This window comes from Bounagaea algeriensis, from assembly GCF_054491375.1.
Window position 1 is genome coordinate 278,202 of the sequence record NZ_CM137102.1, and the last position, 24,631, is coordinate 302,832.

Sequence of the window (24,631 nt, forward strand, 5' to 3'; positions counted from 1 at the left end):
CGTGGCGGCGGGGCGCCCGGCGGCACGGCGTTGAGCGCAGCTACGACGGCGCCAGAGCGAGCGGCGGAGGCAGGAGCGGTACCGAGTGCAGGCAGTTCTCGCGGCAACACCGCTGGTGGTGGCGTGCGTGCTGCTCGCGGTCGGTCTCGGAACGGTGCGCGCAGCCCTGGTCGCGCTGCTGACCGCGGTCGTGATCGCTGTGCTCGCCTTTCCCGTGCCGGCTGCGGAGGTCTCCTCGACCGCGGGGTCGTTGGGGCCGACCACCCTCGAGGTGCTGGTGATCCTGCTCGGCGGCGTGGTGCTCAGCGACATGCTCGCCGGTTCGGGTGCGCAGCAGCAGCTCGCCGCGTGGGTGCGGCAGTGCTGCGCCGATCCGGGGCGGGCGGTGCTGCTGGTCGTCCTCGGCATCACGCCGTTCGCGGAGTCCGTCACCGGGTTCGGCATCGGAGTGGTGGTCGCCGTGCCGCTGCTGCGGCACATCGGGATGTCGCCGCGGAAGTCGGCCGTGCTCGGAGTGCTCGGTCTGGTGATCGTGCCGTGGGGAGCGCTGGGGCCGGGCACGCTGATCGCCGCCGAGCTCGGCGGGGTGGGGTTCGACGCGCTGGGGGTGCGCAGCGCCGCGCTGTCCGGGGTGGTGTTCGGCCTGGTGGGTGCGGCGGCGCTCGTGGTGGCCCGCGGCCGGCGCGGCGTGCTGACGCGCTCGCCGGACCTGCTCGTCGTGGCCGGTTGCCTGTGGATTTCGGTGTGGGCGGCCAACCTGGTGCTGGGCACGGCGCTGGCGGGGGTGCTCGGCGGGATCGTCACGATCGGCGCCGCGCTGCTGCTCTCGCGCTTGCGCGACCGGGTGGCGTTGCGCGTGAACGCCCGCACGCGCAGGGCGCTGCGCCCGTACGCGCTGTTGGTGGCGGGCTTGTTGACGAGCAGCCTGCTGGTGCGCGGCCTCGCCGGTGAGGGGCCTTGGCAGCTGCTCGCGAGCCCCGCCACGTGGCTGGTGCTGACCTGCCTCTGCACGCCGCCGCTCGTCGATCTGCGCGGCGCGGCCCTGCGCCGGGCGGTGGTGACCGGGCTGCGGCGCTGGCTTCCGATCGCGAGCGCGACGGGGCTGTTCCTCGTGCTCGGCGGCGTGCTCACCGCCACCGGCATGAGCGCCGCCCTGGCGGAGGCCGCGAGCCGGCTGGGTCCGAGCTACCTCGCCCTGGTGCCCTTCGTCGGCGGGTTGGGCGGCTTCATCGCCGGTTCGAACACCGGGGCCAATGCGATGTTCGCCGCGAGCCAGGCCCAGGCCGCGCACGCACTGGGGGTTTCCGGCCTGCACGTGCTGGGCGCGCAGAACGTGTCGGCGTCGCTGCTCACCATGGCCTCACCACCGCGCGTCGCCCTCGCCGTCAGCCTGGCCGCGGCCGGGAACCACCTGGCAGCTGCGGCGGGGAGCCCGGAGGGGACGTCCGAGCGGCCAGCGGTCACCGGGGCCGCTGCCACCTCCTGCGGGGATTCGGACGATCCGGCCGCAGCAGCGGAGCAATCCGACGAGGGTTCCGCCGACACCCGCAGCCCCGACATCCGCAGTACTCTGCGCCCCGTGCTCGGTGCGGACGTGGTCGTGCTGCTCGCTCTCGCCGCGCTCACCGCGGTCTTCGCCTGACCGGCTTCTTCCGACCGGCTTCTCCTGGGCGGGCCGAGCGCCGCACGACACCTTTCTTGACTCGTTCCAATCTGTCTGTGGCATACTCGCGGACATCATGAACCTCAGCGCAACCTCCGCCAGCGGTACCGAGGGGCTCGACCAGACCGAGCAGTTGCGGACCGCCGGTTTGCGAGCGACGAAACCGCGGCTCGCCGTGCTGGAGTGGCTGTCCGGGCACCCGCACTCGACCGCCGAGCAGGTGGCCGGCGCCGTGCGCGGCCAGCTGGGGTCCGTGTCCACTCAGGCCGTCTACGACGTGCTGAACGCGTGCACGCGCGTGGGCCTGCTCCGCCGCATCGAGCCGGCCGGTCACCCGGCCCGGTTCGAAACGCGAACTGCGGACAACCACCACCACCTGGTGTGCCGAGCTTGCGGCAAGACGGCTGATGTGGACTGCGTGCACGGAGCCGCCCCCTGCTTGGCACCCGCCAGTGTGGAAGGCTTCGCGGTCGACGAAGCGGAAATCGTGTTCTGGGGCCATTGCCCAGACTGTCGGTCCTCGGTTGCGCAGCCCGAGGACGCAAACCACCACGAGGAGGGACGATCGTGAGTTCCCGACCCACGACGAACAACGCCGGCATCCCGGTCGCCAGTGACGACCACTCCCTGACCGCCGGCCCGAACGGTCCGATCCTGCTGCAGGACCAGTACCTGATCGAGAAGAACGCGCAGTTCAACCGCGAGCGCGTTCCCGAGCGCGTGGTGCACGCCAAGGGCGGCGGTGCGTTCGGCTTCCTCGAGGTCACCGAGGACGTCAGCCAGTACACCAAGGCCGCGCTGTTCCAGCCCGGAACCCGCACCGACGCGCTGATCCGCTTCTCCACGGTCGCCGGCGAGCTGGGCTCCCCCGACACCTGGCGCGACCCGCGCGGCACGGCCATGAAGTTCTACACCAGCGAGGGCAACTACGACCTCGTCGGCAACAACACGCCGGTGTTCTTCATCCGCGACGCGATCAAGTTCCCCGACTTCATCCGCTCGCAGAAGCGCCGCGCCGACAACCACCTGCGCGACAACAACATGCAGTGGGACTTCTGGACCCAGTGCCCCGAGTCCGCGCACCAGGTCACCTGGCTGATGGGTGACCGCGGTCTGCCGAAGACCTGGCGGCACATGAACCTCTACGGTTCGCACACCTTCAGCTGGATCAACCACGCCGGCGAGAAGTTCTGGGTCAAGTACCACTTCAAGACCGACCAGGGCCACGACTTCTTCCCGCAGGACGAAGGCGACCGGATGGCCGGTGCGGACTCCAACTTCCACATCCGCGACCTGTGGAACGCCATCAAGAAGGGCGAGGACCCGAGCTGGACCGTCTACGTCCAGATCATGCCCTTCGAGGAGGCGGCGGACTACCGGTTCAACCCGTTCGACCTGACCAAGGTGTGGCCGCACAGCGACTACCCGCTGATCAAGGTCGGCCGGTTCGTGCTGAACCGCAACCCGGAGAACTACTTCGCCCAGATCGAGCAGGCCGCCTTCGAGCCGACGAGCATGCCCCCGGGCATCGGTGCCTCGCCGGACAAGATGCTGCAGGGTCGGCTGTTCGCCTACCCGGACGCCCACCGCTACCGCATCGGCACCAACTACCTCGACCTGCCGGTGAACCGCCCGGTGTCCGAGGTGAACAGCTACGCCAAGGACGGCTCGATGCGCTACAGCTACGGGCAGGACCCGGTGTACGCGCCGAACTCCTACGGCGGTCCGCACGCCGACGCGAGCGCGGGCGCCGACGACTCGGCGACCGGCATCGAGCAGGAGGTCATCCGCTCCGCCTACGCCAAGCACGCGGAGGACGACGACTTCGCCCAGCCCGGCACGCTGGTGCGCGAGGTGTTCGACGACGCCGAGCGCGCGCGCTTCGTCGACAACGTCTCCGGCCACCTGCTCGACGGCGTCGAGCAGCCGGTGCTGGACCGCGCGCTCGACTACTGGCGCAACGTCGACAAGGACACCGGCGACAAGATCGCCGAGAAGGTCAAGGGCAACGAGAGCTGACCTCTCGCACGGCGCAACCCCGGCGCCGCGCCGGGGCTGCGCCAGGGCTGCACCGTCCGGCGGTCGCGCACCGCCGGCCGGTGCGCGACCGCCGGCACGTCCCGCCCGCGGGCCCGAGCCGCGGCGGGGCACCCGCTGACTGCGGTCATCCGCTGACTGCGGCGACCACCACGTGCGAAGGGCCCGGAACTCCCGCGTTCCGGGCCCTTTCGCGTGTTCCGCGGCCGCGCCGGATGGCCCGGAGCCCCTGCACGAGGCCGATCACGCCACGTACCGCACCAAGCAGCGCAGCCGGCGTTGAACCGCCGTCCGCGCCGATCCGCTGCGCGGTTCCGGCTGCTCGGCGCGCCGTGCGGTGCGGGACGGCAGATCCGCTGCGGGTCCGCGCGTCGAGCTCAACCCGCGAGTTCGGTGGTGAGGTGCTCGCAGGTGCGCAGCACGGTGCGCGCAGCCTCCCGGTGCGCGCGGTCGTGCAGCGGGTGCGCGTGCTGCTCCCGCCACTGCGCCAGCGCCCGCGTGGCCGCCTGCGCGAGCTCGCCGGCGGACGTGTCCGCATCGCAGCCCAGCCTGCTGGCCGGGTCGGTCCCACCGGCCCCGAGCAGACGTTTGGCCGCCGCCTGCAGCGGACGGGTGAACCGCAGCTGCCCGGAGTCCAATGCGGACAGCAACCGGAGTTCGTCCCACTCGTGGGCGTTGGCCAGGACCCACTCGAACTCGCCGTGCAGCCGCTGCGCCTCGGACTTGGGATTCGCGCGCAACACCATGTCCACCGCCAGCAGCGCCGAACGGGCCCGCAGCGCGTCCTGCCGCTCCACGAACTGCTGGTGCACCGCCCCCTGCAGCGCGTTCATCCCGCTGGCCTCGAGCATCTCCGCGCGCAGCTGCGCCGCGTCGTTCGCACCGTCGCGCAGCGCCACGAGGGCGCGCTGCACCCCGTAGTGGCCGAAGCGGACCAGCAGCGCCCGGCGGTGTTCGGCCGGCAGCGAATCGGGTGCCTTGCCGTGCGCGAACCGGTCGGCCGACAGCAGCAGCGACTGCAAGTCCTCTTCGGACAACTTCAGCAGTTCCCGCAGCGTGGCCATGTCCTGTTCGGTCATCGTGTGCACCGCCTGCCCGAGCAGCCCGACCACGGGCACCACGTGCTGCGCGTACGACCGCAGCGCGGGGTCGGCGCGGTGCTGTTCGGCGACGGTTTCCGCCGCGGACAGCGCTTCCGAGCCGCTCGCCCCGGCTTCGTCGGCCCGGGAGATCGCCACCAGCGTGTTGATCGGGGCGCGCCGCGCGGTGCGCAGTTCGTGGGCCGCCTGCAGGAACTGCAGGTCAGCTTCGTGCGGGTGCCGCGTCAGGTACAGCACGGCGTCGGCCTCGGACAGCACCTGCGCCAGGGCGGTCTGCCCGGTTTCGCGCACGGCCGTGGAGGCGACGCCCGGTGTTTCGAGCAGGCTGACCGCGCGCAGCCCCGGGCAGGGCGCTTCGACGACCAGCCGGGAGACCTCGTCGGGTCGCCAGTACTGCAACCGCCGGATGGTCTCCTCGTCCACTGTGCTCATCGGGATGGTCTGCACCGAACCGTGCGGCGTGTGCACCAGCGCCTTCGGCTCGGGACCGTACTGGTAGAGCGTGTTGACCTGCGTGTTCTCCTCGGTCGCGGTCGGTGCCAGCGGTTCGCCGACGAACGCGTTGATGAGCGTCGACCTGCCGGACTGCACGCGTCCGGTGACGGCGATGCGCAGCGGTTGCTCGAGGCGTTCCAGGCGGCCGCGCAGCCAGGCGGCCGTGCGCGGATCGTCGCGGTAGCACGTGATCGTGTGGATGAGCAGTTCCCGCGCGCGCTCCAGCAGTGCGCTCATGACGCCGTGATCCGGTTCTGCGTGAGCATGCCGACGCGTTTGCGCAGCACGGACAGGTCCTCCAGCTTCTGCTTGATCTCGCGTGCGCGCTGGTCGCGATCCACCGCGCTGCGCTCGGCGGCCCGCTTGATGTCCTGAATGGACGTGTTGACGTCCATCTGGGCCTGTTCGGTGATCCCGTTGAAGTGGGCGTGGATCGAGCGGTGCATCGCGCGGACCGCGTCCTTGGCGTCCTTGTTCACCTGGAACACGACCTGGTCGAGGTAGCGCTGCGCGGCGTTCTTCGCTTCGGTCTGGCGGCGGCGCAGCCGGGTGTCCTTCTCCTCGCGGAGGCTCTTGCTGCCCAGCAGGATGCCCGCCGACAACGACAGGACGTTCAGCAGCGGCATGCCCGCCATCTTGGTGACCAGGCCGAACATGAGCACACCGCCGTAGGAGCCGCGCAGTCCGGTGAGCACCTGGTCGAAGCGGCGGAAGTCGCTGCCGCGCGGTAGCGCGGGTTCCGGCACGGCGTCCAGCGGCCGCGGCGGTTCGACCGGCGCCAATTCCGGCTCGTGCCCGGGGTCCTGCTCCGGCACCTGCTCGGCCACGCGCCGCACCAGGTGCTGCCGCCGCTGCTCGACCCAGCCGAACGTGGTGTCGATGGCCTCGAGGATCCGATCGTCCAACCAGGACCGGAAGTCGTCCCAGACACCGAGCGGGTCGGCCTGCTCGAAGAGCTCGTTGACCTGGTGCTGGATGGCCCAGCAGCGCTCGCGGAAGTCGAATTCGACGTCGGCGTTGAGGTCCTGGACGCCGTCGTTGAGCGTCTTCTGCCACCGGCTGGAGATCCGGCGCAGCTCCTCCGCGCGCCGTTGCGCGCTTTCCAGCTCCACGAGCGTTTCGGCGGCGGTGCGCGGGTTCTGCGCGGCCAGTTCGGCGCGCAGGTCGTTGCTGATCCGGGTGATCGCCTCGCCGAGGTTGTGCGAGACGAGGCGGCGGGTGAGCTGGTCGTGCTGGCCGGCGAGTTCGGTCTTGAGGTATTCCAGCAGCGGGCTGAAACCGGATTCCTTGTTCAGGTTGCTGCTCTTGGTGCGCATCGCGTGCGTGCGCACGGTGCACGAGACCGGGAAGATCTTCGCGGGCACGCCCGCGTTGCTCAGGTGCTTGCGGTTGACCTCGACGACCTGGCGCCAGTGCGGTGTGCGGTCGATCTTCGGCTGCACCAGGGCGATGTTCGGGCACAGGTCGGCGACCTGCTTGAGGAAGCCGAGTTCGTTGGTGGTCAGTTCCTGGGTGGCATCGGAGATCATCAGCAGCGCGTCGGCTTCCGCGGCGATGCCCAGGGTCGTGCCCGTGCCCGCGGAGGACGGCCCGCCGAACGCGGGCGTGTCCATCAGCGCGAGCCCGTTGCGCAGAACCGCTCGCGGCACCGCGACCTCGCCGCGCTGCACGGGCCGTCCGCGGTCGAGGGCCTGCTGCAGGCGCGTGATGAGCTCCTCGGTGGGCACGGGCACGCGTTCCAGCGCGGGCGGGCCCTCGGCCGATTCCTGCTCCACCAGGTGCGCGCTCGGCGTGTCGGCGTGACGCACGAGCGTGGGCACGTGCGTGCTGGTGGTCTCCCCGGTGGCGCACACCGGCGCGTTGACGATCGCGTTGAGCAACGCGCTCTTGCCCTGACCCGGTTCACCGATGAGCAGCACGAGCTGACTGGGATCGAGCACGCGCGTGCGGATCTGCTTGAGCCGTCCGTGCAGGTCGGAGCGGTCCTGCTCGGCACATTCCGCGCTCGCGCGGTCGATGAGTTCAACCAGCGCCGTGTCGATCACACGGGTGATTGTGTCGTGTCGCCGTCCGCGTCGGCCACCCCACTGGGTTTCCCGCGGAATGTCCGGAAAGAGGAATGTCCGGAAAGCGGAAAAGCTGGCATGCGCCGCGGGAACGCGAACGGGGGTGCGGAGCGTGGCCCCGCACCCCCGTGGGCGAGCGTTCAACGCGCGGTGCTCAGCGCACTGCTACAGCGCACTGCTACAGCGCGGTGCTCAGAGCAGGCCTTCCGTGCCGAGGTCGCTGCTGACCTGCTCGACGGTGCCGCCGACGGCGTCCCCCGCGACCGGCACGTCGCTCGGCGCCGGCAGGTGGTTGGCCGTGTCCTCGACCGGGGCCGTGGCTTCCTCGGTGGGCAGCGCGTCGGTGGCCTCGCCGACGACCGGCGCGTTGCCGGCCACGTCGCCGACGGCGCCGGTCACGTCGTCGACCGGCAGGTCGTTCGCGACGTCCTCGACCGGGGCGGTGGCGTTGCCAGCCGTGTCCTCGACGTTGTCGACCGTGTTCTCGACCGGGGCGGTGGCCTGCTCGGCGGCGGGGACCGCGTCGGTCGGGTTTTCGAGGTCGGCCGGCAGGTCGCCGACGGCCGGTGCGTTGCCGGCGACGCCGGTGGCCGTCTCGGTCGCGTTGCCGGCCAGGTCGCCGACCGGCTGCGTCGCGTCGCCGACGGTCTTGGTGACGTCGTCCACCGGCAGGTCGCCCGTGACGCCCTCGACCGGGGCGGTGGCGTCGCCGGCCAGGTCGCCCACCGGGGCGGTGGCGTTGCCCGCGAGGTCGTCGACCGGGGCGGTGGCGTCGCCGGCGAGGTTGCCCACCGGCTGCGTCGCGGTGCCCGCGAGGTCGTCGACCGGGGCGGTGGCGTTGCCCGTCAGGTCGCCCACCGGCGCCGTGGCATCGCCGGTCAGGTCGGTGACGCCGTCGAGCGGCAGGCCACCGGTGACACCGCCGACGGTGCCCGTGGCGTCCGCGACCGGGCCCTCGGTCGCGGCGCCGGTCTTCGCGGAGGCGTCGCCTTCGGCCTCGCCGCCGAGCGAGCCGGTCACGCCGCCGACCAGGCCGCTCACCTCGCCGCCGGCCACACCGCTCACGGTGCCGCTGAGGTCACCGGTCAGTCCGCCCGTCAGGTCGCCGGTGAGGTCGCCCGTCAGGTCACCGCCGGTCACGCCGCCGGCGAGGCCGGTGGCGGTGCCGGTCGCGCCGCCGACGGTGCTGGTCACGTCGCCCAGCGCGCCGTCGACGTCGCCGCTGGTGAGGTCGCCGACCGTGCTGGTGACGTCGCCGACCGGACCCGCGGCTCCCTCGTCGGCCTTGGCGCCGGCGTCGCCGCCGAGCAGGCCGCCGGTGAGGTCACCGCCGGTCACGCCGCCGGCGAGGCCGGTCGCGGTGCCGGTCACGCCGCCGACGGTGCTGGTCACGTCGCTCAGCGCGCCGTCGACGTCGCCGCTGGTGAGGTCGCCGACCGTGCTGGTGACGTCGCCGACCGGACCCGCGGCTCCCTCGTCGGCCTTGGCGCCGGCGTCGCCGCCGAGCAGGCCGCCGGTGAGGTCACCGCCGGTCACGCCGCCGGCGAGGCCGGTGGCGGTGCCGGTCACGCCGCCGACGGTGCTGGTCACGTCACCGCCCGCGAGGTCGCCCACGGTGCTGGTCACGTCACCGCCGGCGACACCGCCGACCACGCCGGTCACGCCGCCCACGGTGCTGGTCACGTCACCGCCGGCCAGGTCGCCGACGGTGCTGGTGACCTCGTCACCGGCCACGCCGCCGGCGAGGCCGGTCACCGTGCCGACCGCACCGCTGACGGTGCTGCCGACGGTGCTGGTCACGTCGCTCACGGCACCGGTGACGTCCCCGCTGGCGAGGTCGCCGACCGTGCTGGTCGCGTTGCCGGTCAGGCTGCCGGCCAGGCCGGTGGCGGTGCTGGCGACCTCGGAGACGGGGCCCTCGGCGCCCTCGTCGGCCTTCGCGGCGCTGTCGCCGCCGGCGACACCGCCGAGCACGCCGGTCACGTTGCCGAGCAGGCCGCCGGCCACGTCACCGCCGGCGACACCGCTGATGGCCTTGGTGGCGTCGCCACCCGCGAGGTCGCCCACGTTGCTGGTCACGTCACCGACCGCGACGCCCTGCGCGAGGCTGCTGACGTCCTGGTGCACGGTCGAGCCCGCACCGCCGACCAGGCTGGTGCTCGCGTCGACGGCGTTGTCCACGGTGCTGGTGACCGCGCCGACCGCGCCGGAGGCGACTCCGCCGACCGCGCCGATGGTCGAGTCCACCACGTTGCCGACGCCGGCGACGACGTCGCCGCCCACGACGGTGTTGTCGCTGAGAACCTCGTTGCCGTTGAGCACGTCGTGGACGTTGGCGACGTTGTGCGAGTCGTTCTGCTCGATGTCCACGTCGACGTCGCTCTCCTGCGAGAAGTCTTGGTCCTGCTCGGGGCTGTTCTGCAGCATGCTGAGTTCTTCCTGCTCGGTTGAGTACGGGGAGTGCAGTTGGAACGCGGCGTGGTGCTGGGTGCTCATCACGAACTGGTCGACGCTGCTCTGCACCGTGCGGTATTCGGCCACGGCGCTGACCGGTGCGTAGTCGAGGACCAGCGATGTGGCATCGGACACATCCGTCGCGCTCATGTCTCCGAGGCCTGCGCGATCCAGCGCGCCTTGGGGGTCGTCGTCGAACGCCGAGCGGGCTGTCGGGTCGGTGGCGAGCCGGGTCAGGAACTCGTACACCGTCGGCTCGGACGTGGCGCCGGACTGGGCCTCGGGGCCGCCAGTGGGGGGTGCCGAATGATGCGTCTGAGGGTTCGTCATGCTCTGCTCCCTCGCTCGGCGATTCGTTCGGCGCCCGGGAGCGCGTTTCCCGGGGCCCCGCACTTGCTCGCAGCACAGTACGAACCGGCGCCTGCCCGCGGCATCGGGAGCCACTCCTAGTTAGTCCAGCACCTATTAGGGGGTCGATCTGGTAGCTCGTTAGGGGGTGGGATATGGCAACGGAGGTCTCTGCGTAACTAACTGGGCGCTAAATTGTGGTCACCTCACACCGGTGGGTGCGGCCTGTTCGGGCTTTGCCCGCGGGTGTTCACAACCGCGCAACGCGAAGAGGAGCCATGCCATACGTCCTGGGCGTCCACCTCGGCGCCACGATGACCTCGGCGGCCATCGTGCGGCGCAACGGTGGTGAGTGGGCGAGTACGGCGACTCCGCTGCCGCTCGGGCCGGGAGGACCCGCCGGTGCTCCCGGTCCGAGCACGCCCACCGCGGTCTGCCGCACCGCCGACGGGACCTTCCTCGCCGGGGACGCCGCTCTGCGCCAGCAGGCCGCGCACCACGAATGGGTCAGCCGGGACTTTCCGCAACGCATCGGCGAGGACGCGCCGATCGCCCTCGGCAACGACTTCACCTCCCCGCAGCGGCTCGCCGCCGCCGTCGTCGAGTGGGTCGCCGACCTCGCCGCGCAGCGGCAGGGCCACCCGCCCGAGCACATCGCGCTCGCGCACCGCGCCACCTGGGGCCCGCACCGGGTGCGGCTCGTGCTGACCGAACTCGCCCGCATCGGTCTGTCCGATGTGACCGCTGTGCCCGAACCCCTCGCGGTGGCGCTGGATTACGCGGGCAAGCAGGAGCTCGCCGAGAACCTCTCGCTGGCTGTGGGCACCGCGGGAGGCAGCGGGTTCGACGTGACCGTGCTGCGCCGCCGACCCGGCGAGTCCGCCTTCGACCTCGTCGGGCCCCCGCTGGAGACCGCCCACCCCGGCGGGTGGGACCTGGACGACGTCGTCGCGGAGCTCGTGCGCGAAGAACTCGACGCGGACCTGCCCGCCGAAGCCGGCGACCCCGCGGCGCGCGCGGCGCTGCTCGGGTTCCGCGAGTCCTGCACGCGGGCGAAGGAGGCCCTGTCCTACCACGCGGAAACCCGCGTGCCGGTGCGGTTGCCGAGCACCACGACCGAGGTGGGGATCTCCCGCAACCGCTACGAGCGGCGCGTGCGCCGGCAGTTGGAACGCGTGCCGGACGTGCTGCACCAGGCCGTGCAGTCCAGCCCCGTGCCCGCGGAGGAGCTCGACACGGTGCTGCTGGCGGGCGGTACCGCGCACACGCCGCTGCTGCGCCGCCTCGTCGGCGAACGCATGGGGCGCGCGCCGCTCGTCGACCGGCACCCGGAACTCGTCGCGGCCAGCGGTGCCGCGGTGGCCGCCGCGCGCGCCGTGGCGCCCGGCGGGTCGGGGCACCGCGCCCCGCCCGCGCCGCGCCCGGATCCGCCGTCCGATCCGGACGTGGTCATCCCCGAGACCGCGGAGGCCGACCCCGAACCGCCGGAATCCGACGCGATGCCGGAGCGCCCGCCGATCTCGGTGGAACCCATGCCCTTGGATCCACCGGACGAATCGCGTGCTCGTAGGATCAAGGTGTTGAAATTGTCCGCCGCGGCGGTTCTGATCATCACCGGCATCGTGCTGATGTTCGTCTTCCCACCGAGCAACCCGCTCGGCGGGGTGCTGGGCGCGCTCGGGAGCGCCCGATGAACATCCCTCGCCGCACCGTCCGTTCAGGGTGGGAGAAGTCGTGAACCGAGAAGTCCCCCCGCCGCGTTCCGTCAGCGGCGGCACCGCGATGCGAGGTGCTGTGCTCGGCCGCGCGTCCGCCGGTGGGCAGGCCGGCCCCGTCGGGGCCGAGGTCACCCGTGTTCTGGAGCAGGTGCTCGGCGGGGAGTTCGCGGCGCTGTGCCGCGCGATCACCGGTGCGGCGGGCAGCGCCCGCACCGTGGCGGTGCGCGGTGCGGGCGGGTTCGGCAAGAGCACGCTGCTGTCCTGCATCGCGCACACCTACACCGCTGCCGGGGTCGCGGTGCGCGGCGCCGAGCACCCGGTCGAGCAGTGCCGCGACGCGGCCGTGCTCGTCGACGACGCCCACCGGCTCGACGAGGACACGTTGCGGGACCTGCGGGAGCGGGCGCGCGCCGCTGGTGCGCGGATGGTGCTCACCTACCGGCCGCATCCGCGCTCCTCCGAGCTCGACGCGCTGTTGGCGGAGATGCGCACGCCGCTGACGCTGCCGGGGTGGGGAGTGGCCGAACTCGCCGCCTACGCGGGGCGTGCGGCGGGCCCGGCCGATGACGAGCGGCTGCGATGGGCCGTCGAGCACAGCGGTGGCGTGCCGCGGTTGGCGGTGCGCCTGTTCGAGGCCGCCGGGCAGACTCCCGGTGGCCGCGGGGCGGTTCCGGAAGCGGTGTTGGAGCGGTTCCACCCGGAACTGGACCGGCTCGGACCGGTGGGCAGGGACCTGCTCGTCGCGCTGTCCCTCGGCGCGAGCTCCGGCGCCGCGCCGCTCGCGCGGCTGCTCGACACCGAAGAATCCACTGTGGACGATGTGCTGGCGCACGTGCGCGCCAGCGGATTCCTGGCAGCCGGCGACGCACCCGTTCCGGTCGTGCGGTGCGCGCTCGGCCGGATCCTGCCGCGGGAAGCGTGGTTGTGGATCGCGCGGCGGCTGATCGAACAGCGGCTCGACACCGAAGCGGCGCTGCTGCCGGTGATGCGCGTGGTGGCCGAGCACCACGAGGCCACCGGGCCGGACGAGGCCCTGGCGCGCGGTTTCGCGCAGGCCGCCTCCGACGCGCTGCGCGCCGGCGAGCCCGCGCTGTCCGGCCGGCTGTGCGACGCGGCCGCGCACAGCGGCGCCGCCGAGTCGGAAACGGCCGTGCTGCGCGTGCGCGCTGCGGCAGTGGCCGGTGATTTCGACACCGCGCTGCGGCACGCCGAGCAGGTGCTGGGCGACGAACGAGCGGCGGGGCGTGCGGAGGTGGCTCGCATCGCCGCGACTGCGCTGGCGCACCGGGGCCTGCTGGAGCGCTGCGCGCAGCTGTGCGCGTGGTCGGCGCGCGGGCCGCGTTGGCTGGGCGACTGGGCCTTCGCCGCGGTGGCGCTGCTCGGCGCGGGCGACCGCGAACGCGCGCGGGACATGTGGGCCTGCGGCGGTGGCGACGGCCCGCCGTCACTGCGCGCGGGAGCGTTCGAGCAGCTGGCAGCGGGAGTGTGGGAGTCCGTGACCGGATCGGCCGCGGCGGCCGTGTCCGGCACCGCGCGCGCGGCGGCGCTGGCCGATTCCGACGTCGCCGGTGCGCTGCCGGACGCTCCGGCCGCGATCGCGGCTCTCGTGGCGCTGCACGCGGGGGATCCGGACGTGGCGCACGGCGTGCTGGAGCGCGGCCGGGAGGCCACCGGCGAATGCGATCCACTGTGGACGAGGATGCGCCTGTTGTCGGATTTCCAAGTGTTGTCCCGCGGTGACACCTCTTCTGTCCACAGTGATCTGGACGTGCTGGAGCGCGCAACCCTGCGCGGGCGCGACCGGTTGTGGCTCGCCGCGCTGCGCGCGGGCGCCGCCGGCAGGGACAACGACACGGCAGTGCTCGGGACCGTCCGCGGGGCGCTGCGGCAGGCCGTCGCCGAACATCCCGTCGACCTGTTCAGCCTGTTCCCGCTCGGCGAGGCGATCGTGGCCGCCGCGCGGCTCGGCGACCACGCGTGGATCGCCCCGTACCAGCAGGAAGCCCTGCGCCTGCTGCAACTCCTGGATGATCCTCCACTGTGGTCGGCACCGTTGCGGTGGAAGTGCATGCAGGCGGCGATCGTCCTGCGCGAACACGACGAAGCCTGGCAGCACGCAGCCGCGTTGCGGGCCGCCTCCGGGCACAACCCGCTGGCCACCGCCATGGCCGCGGGTGCCGAGGTGTGGCTGCGCGCGCTCGGCGGCGACGTCGACGCCGAACGGGCCCGGCAGGCCGCGATGTCGTTGCACTCGGCCGGATTCGCCTGGGACGGTGCGCGCCTGGCCGGGCAGGTCGCGCTGCACACCACCGACCGGCAGGACATGCTGCGGCTGCTGGAAACGGCGCGGACGCTGCAGGGCAAACCGCCGCGCCCGCGCGCCGTCACCGGAGCTGCCGCCACCGAGCCGCACGCGCTGTCCGGGCGCGAACGCGAGGTCGCCGAGCACGTGCTGGCGGGCAAGACCTACAAGGAGATCGGCTCGCGGCTGTTCATCTCGGCCAAAACCGTGGAGCACCACGTGGGACGGATGAAGCAGCGCCTCGAGTGCGGCTCGCGGCAGGAACTGCTCGACCGGCTGCGCGAGCTGCTCACCTGAAACGGCGGCTCGCCCGCGGGAAGCGGGCGAATGCCGGCTTCCCGCGGGCAGGTTCTCACGCCGCGGGGCTGGCCGCGGCGGCCAGGCCGGCGCGCAACGAGCCGACCACCTCGAACAGGGCCTGGTCGAAACGCGCACCCGCGCCGCGCAGCGTGGCGAAACCGTGGATCAGGTCGTCGAAGCGGCGGTGCACCACGGAGACACCGGCTTCGGACAGGCGCTCGACGTAGGCCTCGCCCTCGTCCCGCAGCGGGTCGAACCCGGCGGTGACCACGTAGGCCGGGGAGAGATCGCTGAGGTCCTCGGCCAACAGCACCGACAACCTCGGATCGCCGCGCTGCTGCACCTCCGGCACGTACGAGTCCAGGAACCAGTCCATGTCGGTGTCGGTGAGCAGGAAACCGTCGGCGAACGTGCGCCGCGACTCCCGCCGCCGCGTCGCGTCGACCGCGGGGTAGAGCAGGAACTGCATCCGGGGCCGCGGCAGGCCTCCGCCGGGGGCGTGCAGCGCCACCGCGGCGGCGAGGTTGCCGCCCGCGCTGTCGCCGCCGACGGCGATCGCGTCCCGCGTGGTGCCCAGCTCGGCGGCCTGCTCCACCGCGAACCGGTAGGCGGCCAGCGCGTCGTCGTAGGCGGCGGGGAACCGGTGCTCCGGAGCGAGCCGGTAGTCGACGGACAGCACGCGGATCCCGACGTGCTTGGCCAGGAACCGGCACAGGTCGTCGTGCGTGTCCAGATCGCCGATCACCCAGCCGCCGCCGTGGTAGAAGACCAGCAGCGGCCCGGTCCCGGTCACCTCGCGCGGCCGGTACAGCCGCGCGGCCAGCGGACCGTCGGGCGTGTCGATCCGCCGCTCGGCGGCGACGACGCCCGGCACGGCGGCGGTGCCGAGCAGGCCGATCGCCTGGCGCATGCCGTCGCGCGCCAGCTCGGGGGTCTCGGCGCTGAGCTGGTCCTTGCCGGCCAGCCGCTGCATCCGCAGCAGCAGCTGCGCGTCCAGCGCGAGCTCCTGCCCGTCGAGGCGCACGGGAGCTCCCGCGATCCATCGGCGGACGGTCCTGGGCAACGAGATGATGCCGCGCAGCGCGCCCGCTTCCACCACGGGCCGCACGCGCTCCAGTGCCTTCGACATGTGAGCTTGACCTCCAGGGACGGTTGATCCCCCGCAGGCTACCGCTAAGTAACTGTGCAACGGGACACGGAACTTTGACCTGAAGCGCGCTCGAAGTCGTAGCGTGACCCCGTGGCCGTTTCCGGCCGGACGACGAGTGAGGAGCAGGCGAGGCATGACGGTGACCGTGATCGGGGTCGGTGGATCCGTCCGCCCGGATTCCCAGTCGGAGCGGGCGATGCAGGTGGCCCTGAGCGGCGCCGCGGACGCCGGCGCGAAGGTGCAGGCGATCACCGGTGCGGACCTGGCCCTGCCGTTCTACGACACCGACCTCGCCGAGCGCACCGACAAGGCCGTGGAGCTGATCTCGGCGCTGCGCACGGCCGACGGCGTGGTGCTGGCCTCCCCCGGCTACCACGGCACGATCTCGGGCCTGGTGAAGAACGCCCTCGACTACGTCGAAGACCTGCGCGAGGACGACCGCCCCTACCTGACCGGACGCGCCGTCGGCTGCATCGGCATCGCCTACGGCTGGCAGGCCACGGTGCTCACCCTGCAGTCGCTGCGCTCGGTGGTGCACGCGCTGCGCGGGTGGCCCACCCCGCTGGGCGGGGCGGTGAACTCCGCCGAGACGCGGTTCGGCCCCGGGGGCGAGTGCGCCGACCCGAAGGTCACCACGACCCTGCGCACCATTGGCCAGCAGGTCGTGGAGTTCGCCGAGGGCGGCGCCTGAGCGCACGTCCGAGGGCCCGCGCACGGATCGAGCACCCGTTCGGTTCGGATCCGCGCAGCGCGCGAGTGCGGGGAACAACCGTTCGCGGCGGGCCCCGCCGGTCGTCCACGCGGTGAGCGGTGTTCACCGTGCAGGCGGCGCGGTGAACGCGCATCCTCGGCGGAACGGCTCGGGTACGAGGAAGGGACCTGCTCATGGCCCAGAGAACGGCTGCGAAAACTCCGATCACCGGACCGCTCAAGGACTCCGACCGGGATGCGACGGGCAAGGCGCTGCAGGCCACGCTGGTGGACCTGGTGGACCTGCACCTGACCGCGAAGCAGGCGCACTGGAACGTGGTCGGCGAGTTCTTCCGGGACGTGCACCTGCACCTCGACGAGTTGGTGAGCACGGCCCGATCGCTGGCCGACGACGTCGCCGAACGCGCCGCCACGATCGGCTACCCGCCGGACGGACGGTCGGCGACGCTCGCCGAGACCTCGGGCGTCACCCGCTTCGAGTCCGGGTGGCGCACCACGCGCGAGGTGAAGGAAACCGTGGTGCGGATCCTGGCCGACCTGATCAGCCGTCTGCGCCCCCGGATCGAGGAGACCGACAAGACCGACCAGGTCACCCAGGACCTGCTGATCTCCGTCGCGCAGCAGCTGGAGAAGGCCCACTGGATGTGGGAGGCCAAGCTCGCCGACTGAGCTGCTGGGAGTTGTCGAACGGCTTCGCGGCGGCCACGGCTGTGCAGCTGGTGCGCTGAAAACACGACGAGGGCCCCACCCGCACGGGTGGGGCCCTCGTCGTTGCGGGAAGCCGGAGGCGTCGGTGTGCTGTCGGTGTGCTCCGGGGCTGCCCGCGGCGTGCGTCACTTCGGGCGCGCGCGTTCGTACTGCTTCGGCCAGTGGCTCTCCGCGCGCAGCGCGTCGGCGGCGCGCAGCGGCCAGTGCGGATCGCGCAGCAGCTCCCGCGCCAGCAGCACGGCGTCGGCCGAACCCGCCGAGATGATCTCCTCGGCCTGCTCCGGCGAGGTGATCAGCCCGACCGCACCCGTCGGCACGTCGGCGTCCATCCGGATCTGACGTGCGAACTGCACCTGGTAGCCGGACTTGACCGGGATCGACGCGTTCGGCACGGCACCGCCGGTGGAAGCGTCCACGAGGTCCGCGCCGCGCTCGACGAGCAGCCGGGCCAGGCGTGCCGAATCGTCCCCGGTCCAACCGCCGTCGACCCAGTCGGTCGCGGAGATGCGCGCGAGCACGGGCTTGCCCTCCGGCCACACCGCGCGGACGGCCTCGGTGATCTCCAGCAGCAGCCGCACGCGGCCGTCGAAGTCCCCGCCGTAGTGGTCGGTGCGGTCGTTGACCAGCGGCGAGTAGAACTGGTGCGCCAGGTAGCCGTGCGCGAAGTGCAGCTCGACCACGTCGAAGCCGGCTTCGTCGGCGCGGCGCACGGCCTCGGCGAACCGCTCCGGGATCGCGGCGACCTCATCGGTGGTGAGCGCGCGCGGCGCCGCCAGTTCACCGAACGGCTGCGCGGTGGAGCTCACCGTCTCCCAACCCCCGTCGGCGGGGGAGATGCTGCGTTCGCCGTCCCACGGGGCGGTGGTCGACGCCTTGCGTCCGGCGTGGGCGAGTTGGATGCCCGGGGCGGCGCCGTGCTCCCGCAGGAAGCCGGTGATGCGTTGCCAGGCGGCGACCTGCTCGTCGTTGTAGATGCCGGTGTCGGCCGGGCTGATGCGCCCTTCCGGGCTGATCCCGGACGCCTCGGCGATGACCAGGCCGGCGCCGCCGAGGGCGAACTGGCCCAGGTGGACGAGGTGCCAGTCGTTCGGCACGCCGTCGGTCGCCGAGTACTGGCACATCGGCGAGACCCAGGCGCGGTTGCGGATCTCGACGTCTCGCAGCTTGAACGGTTCGAATAGTCGGCTCACGTCCGGCCGCAACAACCCGCTTGCGCGCAAGATTCCGCCGCGTCAGGTACCTCACAGAGCGGGAGGGCGGACGCGGCGAAACGGACTGCGTCGCAGGGCTCCTCGCCGCTGCGGCCGGTGTTCGGACGTGCCCCGGAAGCAGTTCGGCCGCCCGTCGCCGTCCGGTGCCCCGAACCGCGCGTTCCGACCCGCTGAGATCGCCCTCACCTCAGCGAGATGTTTTCGCAGAACGGGACCGAGTTCCGCGCGGCTGCTGCTACGGTCTGCCGCGATCACTGCGGACCGTTCGAGAGGAGCTCGGCGATGGGCTTGTTGGATTTCTTCCGCGGCATCAAGAGGCCGGACGGTGACGTCCCGGTTTTGCCGCCGGAGCAGGTCCGTTCGGCGCTTCTGGGGGTGAACCGCCCGACCGCGCCGTTCGTGGTCCGCGAGGGCGGGGATGGCGAGCCCGACCTCGTCGCGGAGTGGCGCATCGTCGACGCCCAGTGGCGCCAGGTCTTCGCGAAAGCGGGGCTGAGCAAGGCGTTCCGCGTCAGCATGCGCTTGGACCCGGAGAACCGCGAGGTGCGCGCCGTAGACGACGAGCGGAGCGTCGATTGGGTTTCAGGTGTTCCGCATCTGTCGGTGAAGGCCGAAGCTTTCCGGGGGAGGAAGTGGGAGTCCTCCTGGAGCAGCGAGCACGCGTTCACCGAGTACGGCCAGTTCGGCGAGGTGTACAACTACCGGTTCAACACCGGCGAGCTGAAAAAGCCCTTGAAAAACGCAGTCACCCGTTCTGGCTGGACTTGGCGCAGCGCCGCCTTTAGTGAAATCTGATTCGGTTCAGCTGCGCGGTGCTCCAACAGGGTTCGGAGGATGCATGGGAAAGTTCGAAGTCAGCCCGGATGATATTCGCAAGTCCGGTGCGGACATCAGTGACGCGGTATCCGGTATACCGCAGGATGCAATGCACGGTCTACAGGAGGAAGTGGATTACGGTCATGACGACGTGCAGAAGGCCGTGAGTGACTTGTTCGAGGGCACGCGGTCCGCGGTGGATATTCTGCGGAGCACTGCGGAGGAAGCAACGCGGGCACTGCGTCAGATCGCGAAGGAATACGAGGGCAGCGACCTGAAATACAGAAAGGAAATCGGCACTATTAGCGGAGAGATCACCAAGGGGGGTCTGCAATAGTGCGCCTGGGTGAGACGACGGACCCGAAGGAGCTGATCCCGGGGGAAGCGGGTCTCGTCGAGAGGAACGCGGAGGGGTTCGGGGAACTCGCTCGGAAATTTGAACACGTGGGCGAGGAGTTAAAAAGGGTAGATTTCGGAAGCTGGTCCGGAACGGCGAGTGATTCATTTCAGGATAGATTCTCCCGGGAGCCTGTGAAATGGCTCAAATGCGCTGATGGTGCGGAGAAGGCTGCGAAATCTCTTTCCGAGTATGCGGGTGTCCTGCGTTGGGCGCAGACGCAAGCAGCGGAGGCAATCGAGATCTGGGAGCGGGGAGAAGCTTCCCGGGATTCGAAGAACAACGCGAACGAGTCAGACCGGAGCAGGGGGCATTCCGCAGAAAACAAGTTCAGGGAAGAGGCGCGCTCCGTGTTGAAGCGAGCGGAGGATCAGCTGGACGACGCGGGACGCCGCGTCGCCAAGAAGATCGGCGAGCAAGACGGGGACGCCGCATTGGCCCTCATGCTCGACACTGTCAGTCAAGGCGGTAACAGCTCCGGGAAGACCGAGACGAAGGGCCCTGACGCTACTGCCTCGGCTTCGGTTGGGGAAAACGGGAAGCTAGCTCAGGCTCAGGCACAGGCGCAGCTGGCCAGTGTCAAAGGCGAAGGTAGCACTGTCAATCAGTGGGGCACGGCCCGCGGGGCGTACGAGGCGAGTGTTGATGCCGCTGCTACGACGTCTGCTTCGGTGGGCAACGGATCGCTGCAGGGATCGGCTGAGGCCTCGGCCGGCGCTCGAGCTCAGGCGGAGGGACGCGTCGCCTCCGGGCCGGCCGAGGCGCACGGTAAAGTCGACGGCTTCGCGGGCGTGCGAGCAGGGGGCGACACGCAACTGAGCGCCACGGGTGTCAATACCAAAGCCGATGCTTTTGCGGGAGCGAAAGCAAGTGCTGAAGGTGGCGCCGACATTGGTGGTATCGGCGTCACAGGATCGGCCGAAGGTTGGGCTGGAGCAGGTGCCGAAACCGGCTTTGACATTGGTATGAACGATGAGGGGAACTTCGTAGTCGAGACCAACGTCGGAGCTGCCATAGGTGTAGGCGGCAGCGTCGGCGGTGGGGTGGAGATCGACCCGGAGAAGGTCGGCCAGACGGCGAGTGACGCGGTCGATGCCGTCGGTGACGCGTGGAACGGTGCCACCAGTTCAGCGCAGCAGACGATGTCGGGATGGCTGTAGACGAGCTCCCAGTTCCCCGCGCGGAAAGAGGATGGAGCATCCAAGACATGGCAGAGGCGATGCCCGTATCGCTGGAATTCCACCTGCCGGAGGGGTGGAAACCCGCCCGCCCGGACGCGGTAGGAGCGCCCGGAGCTGCGTTCGTGGCGCTGCACGCCGCCTCGGAGGGGCCCGGTTTCACCACCAACATCACGATGGACGAGCAGCAGCGCGACGACGCGACGCTCGCCGAAGTCGCGGACGAGTCGCTCACCAGCCTGCACCGGAGCAGTCAGCGGGTTTCGCTGTCGCACCGCTCCGAGTTCGGTTCCGAGGACGCACCGGGCCTGACGCAGATCCTGCGGGTGGCCGCGCAGGTCGAGGGCGAAACCCTCGAACTCGTGCAGTGCCAGGTGTACCTGCTGATGCGGGACGTCCACGACCGGCACCGGCAGGCGGTCGTGCGTTTGGTGCTGACCGCGACTTCCGGTGTTTTCGACACCGTCCTGCCGGATTTCCAGGAGTTCGTCGGCTCGGTGCGTCCGAAAGACGCCTCGGACGACGAGGCCGGCTGATCGACAGGTACTGCCGCCGGCCGCGTCCCGACCTGCCCGGTCCGCGGCACTCCGGGCGGACCGCTCGGTGGCCCGCCCGGAACAGCCGTCACACGCCGAGGACCCGCCGCGCGAAGTGGATCTCGGTGGATACCTGCCGCAGCGTTTCGGCGACCACGAGCGAGCCGTGCCCCGCGTCGTAGCGGTAGAACTCGAACCACACGTTCAGCCGCGCCAGCTGGTCCAGGTAGTTCAGCACCTGCTGGATCGGGCAGCGCGGATCGTTGTCCCCGGCCAGCACGAGCACCGGCGCGCGCACCTGGTCGACGTGCGTGATGGGGGAGGAGTCCCGGTAGGTCCCCGGCACCTCGTCCGGCGCGCCGCCGAACACCGACCGGTCGAACGCGCGGAGCGGCTCCATCTCGTCGGCGTAGGCGGTGACGTAGTCCGCCACGGGCACGCCCGAAACGCCGGCGGCCCACCGGTCCGGCTGGGTCCCCAGGGCGAGCAGGGTGAGGTACCCGCCCCACGAGGCGCCCGCGACGACGCTGAGCTCGGGCGTGGTCAACCCCTGTGCGAGTGCCCAGTCGTGCACCGCCGCGACGTCCTCCAGCTCCGTGCGGCCGGGGCGGCCCTCCATCGCGTCGCGCCAGGCCGAGCCGTACCCGGTCGAACCGCGGTAGTTGATCTCGACGACGGCGAACCCGGCGTCCAACCACGCCGCGCGGTAGGCGGAGAACCGGTCCTCATCGGCCGCGTGCGGACCACCGTGCAGGTTGAACACCGCGGGCAGCGGGCCGTCGCCGGCGTGCGCCGGCCGGGAGACCAGCGCGTGCACGGCCTCGTTCGGACCGTGCGGGGCCTGCACGAACACGTCGGCGACCGGTTCGGACTCCGGAGCTCGTTCGCCAGGTGGGGTGAGCAGCACGTCGTCCGAACCCGCCGGTGACAGCGCCCGCACCATCGAGGGGCTCGCCGCGGAGGACCAGACGTACTCCACCGCGCGGTCCGGGCGAACCGAGGCGCCGACGACCGTGCCGGCGGGGGTCGGCAGCGCGGACAGCTCGCCGGAGGCGAGGTCGTAGCGGTAGATCGCGGTGCGCGCGTGGTGCGTGTGCGCGATGAGCAGCGCCTTGCCGTCCGGGTACCAGTCGGCGGAGACCTCGCCCGGCAGGTCGAGCCGCAGTTCGGTCTCGGTGTCGGCGAGCACGTCCCAGACGAGCAGTTCTTCGCGGCCGCGCCGTTCGTGCGACACCAGCAGCCGCGGGTCGCCGCGCACCGGGGCGAACTCCAGCGCGTCGAGGCCCTTGCCGGGGCCGTCCCACTTCTCCGCGACCGGCGTTCCGTCCACGCGCAGCACGCGCAGCGCGGGGTGCCTGCTGTCGCCGTGCTCCGAGTGCGACACGGCGGCCAGCGACTCGTCCCAGGACAGCGCGGCCAGTCCACCGTCCTGGTCGTGCCGGTACAGCACGCGCGGCTCGCCGCCGTCCTCGCAGACCCAGATCGTCACGCCCTCGTCGGTGGACATGCCCAGGGCGGTGATGTGCGCACCCAGTTCGAGACCGGCCGGGTACCCGCTGTGCACCCCGGCCACGGCGTCGGCGGCCTGCTGCTCGGTGCCGGAGGTGCGGAACGGTTGCACCTTCCAGCGGCCGAACTCGTCGCCGTCGGTGTCGTCGAACCACCAGATCCGCTCGCCGTCCGGGGGCAGGGCCGCGTGGAAAGTTCCTTGTGGACGGTCGGTGACGCGCTGGTGCTCCTCGGCGCCGCGGTCCCAGGCGTAGATCTCCCAGGTGCCGCTGGCGTTCGAAACGTAGACGTTGCGTTGCGGTGCGTCCCGCGCCCAGCTGGGCAACGACACCCGCGGCGCCCGGAAGCGCGCCTGCCACCGCGCTTGGGCCTGCGGGTCGTCGAACAGCTTCGCGGGAACCTTCGCCTCTGGATAGGTGCTCACAGCTCGATCGTGCCTGATGCGCCGGTGTTCCCGCCGCAGGGGAAGGCCCGACACGGCGGCGCGCGTCGGGCGGGTACGTCGCCCACCCAGCCGCCTCCGCACCAGGGCGTTTGAACGTTTCTCGAGAAAAGTCCGCGACTTTTCTCGAGAAACGTCCCGTCAGCCGGGCGGTCCGCTGCACGCGAAAAGGGCCAGATCAGCTGTGCTGACCTGGCCCTCGTCCGTCGGGGTGGCGGGATTTGAACCCACGACCTCGTCGACCCGAACGACGCGCGCTCCCAAACTGCGCTACACCCCGGTTGCTGCGCGGTCGGGTCCGATCACCAGAGGTGGACCGGACCGGGTCGCTGCCGACCGCCGGGAGACAGTCTAGCGAATCCGCGCAGCCGCTCGGAAACCGGGGTAGGATCGTCGTTTCCGCCGGTCACCGGCTTGCTGTCCGCTGGTCACCGCCCCGGTCGCTCCGCCCGGTCGTTCCGCCCGGTCGTTCCGTCCGGTCGTTCCGCCCGGTCGCTCCGCCCGGTCACTCCTCGCGCGGCATGAGCGTCAGCAGCGTCGCCTCCGGCGGGCAGGCGAACCGCACCGGGGCGTACGGCGACGTGCCCAGTCCGGCCGAGACGTGCAACCGCATGTGCTCACCCCAGGTGGAGGTGCCGCTCGCTCGGGCGCGGTCGATCCCGCAGTTGGTCACCAGCGCACCGAATCCCGGCACGCACAACTGCCCGCCGTGCGTGTGCCCGGCCACGACCAGGTCGTACCCGTCGGCGGCGAACCGGTCGAGCAGCCGCGGCTCCGGCGAGTGCGTCACCCCCAGGCGCAGGTCCGCCCCCTGCGGGGCAGGCGCGGCGATCGAGGAGTAGTCGTCGAGCCCCAGGTGCGGATCGTCCACCCCGGCGACGTGCACCTCGTTGCCGCCGGCGCTGACGGTCCGCCGTCGGTGCGTCGCATCGACCCAGCCGTGTTCGGTCAGCGCGGCGCGCAGGTCCTGCCAGGGCAGCTGCTCGCCGTGCACCCGCTTGGCGCGGTGGGCGGGCAACAGGTAGCGCGCGGGGTTCTTGGGCTTCGGCGCGTAGTAGTCGTTGCTGCCGAACACGAAGATCCCCGGCCGATCCAGCAGCGGCCCCAGCGCCCGCAGCACACCGGGGACCGCCTTCGGGTGGGCGAGGTTGTCGCCCGTGTTGACCACCAGGTCGGGTTCGAGCGCATCCAGCGCGGCCACCCACTCCTGCTTGTCGCGCTGGTTCGGGGTGAGGTGCAGATCGGAGACGTGCAGCACGCGCAGCGGCTGCGCATCCGGTGCGAGCACCGGCAACGCCGCTTCCCGGAGGGTCCAGCGCCGCCGTTCGACGGCGGCCGCGTAGGCGATCGCTCCGGCGCTCAGCGCGCTCCCTGTCAGTGCGGTCCTGCCCAGAGTCTTCACGCCACCCAGGGTAGGCCTCGCCCGGAGCGCCGCGCGCCGGTGTGCTCACCCGCGCCGCGCCACGGGAGTGCTGCCTGCCCGGCCCGGA

The 24,631-nt window shown here is 71.6% G+C and carries 18 protein-coding genes and 1 tRNA gene; 11 read left to right on the forward strand and 8 right to left on the reverse strand.

Going from position 1 to position 24,631, the window contains the following annotated elements; genetic code table 11:
* Positions 1-85 precede the first annotated feature (85 nt).
* The 3 genes from ACVGV2_RS01290 (at position 86) to ACVGV2_RS01300 (ending at position 3,682) form a co-directional block, all read left to right on the forward strand.
* Positions 86-1,642, forward strand: coding sequence for an L-lactate permease (locus tag ACVGV2_RS01290; protein ID WP_459164215.1), 1,557 nt, complete (start codon positions 86-88; stop codon positions 1,640-1,642).
* Between the two features lie 97 nt (positions 1,643-1,739).
* A complete protein-coding gene (locus ACVGV2_RS01295; RefSeq protein WP_459164216.1) occupies positions 1,740-2,234 on the forward strand; it encodes a Fur family transcriptional regulator in 495 nt (164 codons plus the stop codon).
* Positions 2,228-3,682 carry a catalase gene (locus tag ACVGV2_RS01300; protein ID WP_459165824.1) on the forward strand — a complete coding sequence of 485 codons (1,455 nt, stop codon included), beginning with the start codon at positions 2,228-2,230 and terminating at the stop codon, positions 3,680-3,682. Before ACVGV2_RS01295 ends, ACVGV2_RS01300 begins: the two co-directional genes overlap by 7 nt.
* A 395-nt stretch (positions 3,683-4,077) precedes the next feature.
* Here ACVGV2_RS01300 and ACVGV2_RS01305 read toward each other — a convergent pair whose 3' ends face one another.
* The 3 genes from ACVGV2_RS01305 to ACVGV2_RS01315 all read right to left on the reverse strand — a co-directional run bounded on the left by ACVGV2_RS01305 (position 4,078) and on the right by ACVGV2_RS01315 (position 10,145).
* Positions 4,078-5,532, reverse strand: coding sequence for a dynamin family protein (locus ACVGV2_RS01305; RefSeq protein ID WP_459164217.1), 1,455 nt, complete (start codon positions 5,530-5,532; stop codon positions 4,078-4,080).
* The gene (locus tag ACVGV2_RS01310) at positions 5,529-7,340 is read right to left on the reverse strand and encodes a dynamin family protein (RefSeq protein WP_459164218.1); all 1,812 of its coding nucleotides are present in this window, start codon (positions 7,338-7,340) and stop codon (positions 5,529-5,531) included. Before ACVGV2_RS01310 ends, ACVGV2_RS01305 begins: the two co-directional genes overlap by 4 nt.
* Before the next feature lie 213 nt (positions 7,341-7,553).
* Positions 7,554-10,145 carry an IniB N-terminal domain-containing protein gene (locus ACVGV2_RS01315; protein ID WP_459164219.1) on the reverse strand — a complete coding sequence of 864 codons (2,592 nt, stop codon included), beginning with the start codon at positions 10,143-10,145 and terminating at the stop codon, positions 7,554-7,556.
* A 296-nt stretch (positions 10,146-10,441) separates the two neighbouring features.
* On the opposite strand from ACVGV2_RS01315, the gene ACVGV2_RS01320 reads away from it, so the two are divergent.
* Positions 10,442-11,857, forward strand: coding sequence for an Hsp70 family protein (locus tag ACVGV2_RS01320; protein WP_459164220.1), 1,416 nt, complete (start codon positions 10,442-10,444; stop codon positions 11,855-11,857).
* Positions 11,858-11,897: 40 nt separating this feature from the next.
* Entirely contained in the window at positions 11,898-14,480 is a 2,583-nt protein-coding gene (locus tag ACVGV2_RS01325) for a helix-turn-helix transcriptional regulator (RefSeq protein WP_459164221.1), read from the forward strand.
* A gap of 55 nt (positions 14,481-14,535) precedes the next feature.
* Here ACVGV2_RS01325 and ACVGV2_RS01330 read toward each other — a convergent pair whose 3' ends face one another.
* Positions 14,536-15,612: an alpha/beta hydrolase gene (locus tag ACVGV2_RS01330; RefSeq protein WP_459164222.1), complete on the reverse strand. Its 1,077-nt coding sequence runs from the start codon at positions 15,610-15,612 to the stop codon at positions 14,536-14,538.
* A gap of 154 nt (positions 15,613-15,766) precedes the next feature.
* Between ACVGV2_RS01330 and ACVGV2_RS01335 the strand changes: the two genes are divergently transcribed.
* Complete coding sequence (locus ACVGV2_RS01335) at positions 15,767-16,324, forward strand: NADPH-dependent FMN reductase (RefSeq protein WP_459164223.1); 558 nt, start codon at positions 15,767-15,769, stop codon at positions 16,322-16,324.
* 194 nt (positions 16,325-16,518) lie between these two features.
* Positions 16,519-17,013: a Dps family protein gene (locus ACVGV2_RS01340; protein WP_459164224.1), complete on the forward strand. Its 495-nt coding sequence runs from the start codon at positions 16,519-16,521 to the stop codon at positions 17,011-17,013.
* Between the two features lie 164 nt (positions 17,014-17,177).
* Here the strand turns inward: ACVGV2_RS01340 and ACVGV2_RS01345 are convergent, their stop codons facing one another.
* Positions 17,178-18,242, reverse strand: a complete 1,065-nt coding sequence (locus ACVGV2_RS01345) for an NADH:flavin oxidoreductase/NADH oxidase (protein WP_459164225.1) — start codon at positions 18,240-18,242, stop codon at positions 17,178-17,180.
* 303 nt (positions 18,243-18,545) lie between these two features.
* On the opposite strand from ACVGV2_RS01345, the gene ACVGV2_RS01350 reads away from it, so the two are divergent.
* Genes ACVGV2_RS01350 through ACVGV2_RS01365 form a run of 4 tightly spaced genes read left to right on the forward strand, consistent with a single transcriptional unit; the run spans position 18,546 to position 21,190 of the window.
* Entirely contained in the window at positions 18,546-19,058 is a 513-nt protein-coding gene (locus ACVGV2_RS01350; protein WP_459164226.1) for a hypothetical protein, read from the forward strand.
* Positions 19,059-19,101: 43 nt separating this feature from the next.
* Positions 19,102-19,416 (forward strand): hypothetical protein, encoded by a 315-nt coding sequence (locus tag ACVGV2_RS01355; RefSeq protein WP_459164227.1) that lies wholly within the window; start codon positions 19,102-19,104, stop codon positions 19,414-19,416.
* On the forward strand, positions 19,416-20,636 hold the full coding sequence (locus tag ACVGV2_RS01360; protein ID WP_459164228.1) for a putative T7SS-secreted protein: 1,221 nt from the start codon (positions 19,416-19,418) through the stop codon (positions 20,634-20,636). Before ACVGV2_RS01355 ends, ACVGV2_RS01360 begins: the two co-directional genes overlap by 1 nt.
* A 47-nt stretch (positions 20,637-20,683) precedes the next feature.
* Entirely contained in the window at positions 20,684-21,190 is a 507-nt protein-coding gene (locus ACVGV2_RS01365) for a hypothetical protein (protein WP_459164229.1), read from the forward strand.
* 88 nt (positions 21,191-21,278) lie between these two features.
* Here ACVGV2_RS01365 and ACVGV2_RS01370 read toward each other — a convergent pair whose 3' ends face one another.
* From ACVGV2_RS01370 to ACVGV2_RS01380, 3 genes are all read right to left on the reverse strand, one after another.
* Complete coding sequence (locus ACVGV2_RS01370; protein ID WP_459164230.1) at positions 21,279-23,123, reverse strand: S9 family peptidase; 1,845 nt, start codon at positions 23,121-23,123, stop codon at positions 21,279-21,281.
* A gap of 224 nt (positions 23,124-23,347) precedes the next feature.
* Positions 23,348-23,421, reverse strand: a tRNA-Pro gene (locus ACVGV2_RS01375).
* A gap of 225 nt (positions 23,422-23,646) precedes the next feature.
* Positions 23,647-24,543, reverse strand: a complete 897-nt coding sequence (locus ACVGV2_RS01380) for a metallophosphoesterase (protein WP_459164231.1) — start codon at positions 24,541-24,543, stop codon at positions 23,647-23,649.
* Between the last annotated feature and the right edge of the window lie 88 nt (positions 24,544-24,631).

Coding starts and splice junctions, on each gene's coding strand:
- ACVGV2_RS01295 (WP_459164216.1), top strand. CDS start 1,740: ATGAACCTCAGCGCAACCTCCGCCAGCGGTACCGAGGGGCTCGACCAG.
- ACVGV2_RS01305 (WP_459164217.1), bottom strand. CDS start 5,532: ATGAGCGCACTGCTGGAGCGCGCGCGGGAACTGCTCATCCACACGATC.
- ACVGV2_RS01315 (WP_459164219.1), bottom strand. CDS start 10,145: ATGACGAACCCTCAGACGCATCATTCGGCACCCCCCACTGGCGGCCCC.
- ACVGV2_RS01320 (WP_459164220.1), top strand. CDS start 10,442: ATGCCATACGTCCTGGGCGTCCACCTCGGCGCCACGATGACCTCGGCG.
- ACVGV2_RS01330 (WP_459164222.1), bottom strand. CDS start 15,612: ATGTCGAAGGCACTGGAGCGCGTGCGGCCCGTGGTGGAAGCGGGCGCG.
- ACVGV2_RS01335 (WP_459164223.1), top strand. CDS start 15,767: ATGACGGTGACCGTGATCGGGGTCGGTGGATCCGTCCGCCCGGATTCC.
- ACVGV2_RS01340 (WP_459164224.1), top strand. CDS start 16,519: ATGGCCCAGAGAACGGCTGCGAAAACTCCGATCACCGGACCGCTCAAG.
- ACVGV2_RS01350 (WP_459164226.1), top strand. CDS start 18,546: ATGGGCTTGTTGGATTTCTTCCGCGGCATCAAGAGGCCGGACGGTGAC.
- ACVGV2_RS01355 (WP_459164227.1), top strand. CDS start 19,102: ATGGGAAAGTTCGAAGTCAGCCCGGATGATATTCGCAAGTCCGGTGCG.
- ACVGV2_RS01365 (WP_459164229.1), top strand. CDS start 20,684: ATGGCAGAGGCGATGCCCGTATCGCTGGAATTCCACCTGCCGGAGGGG.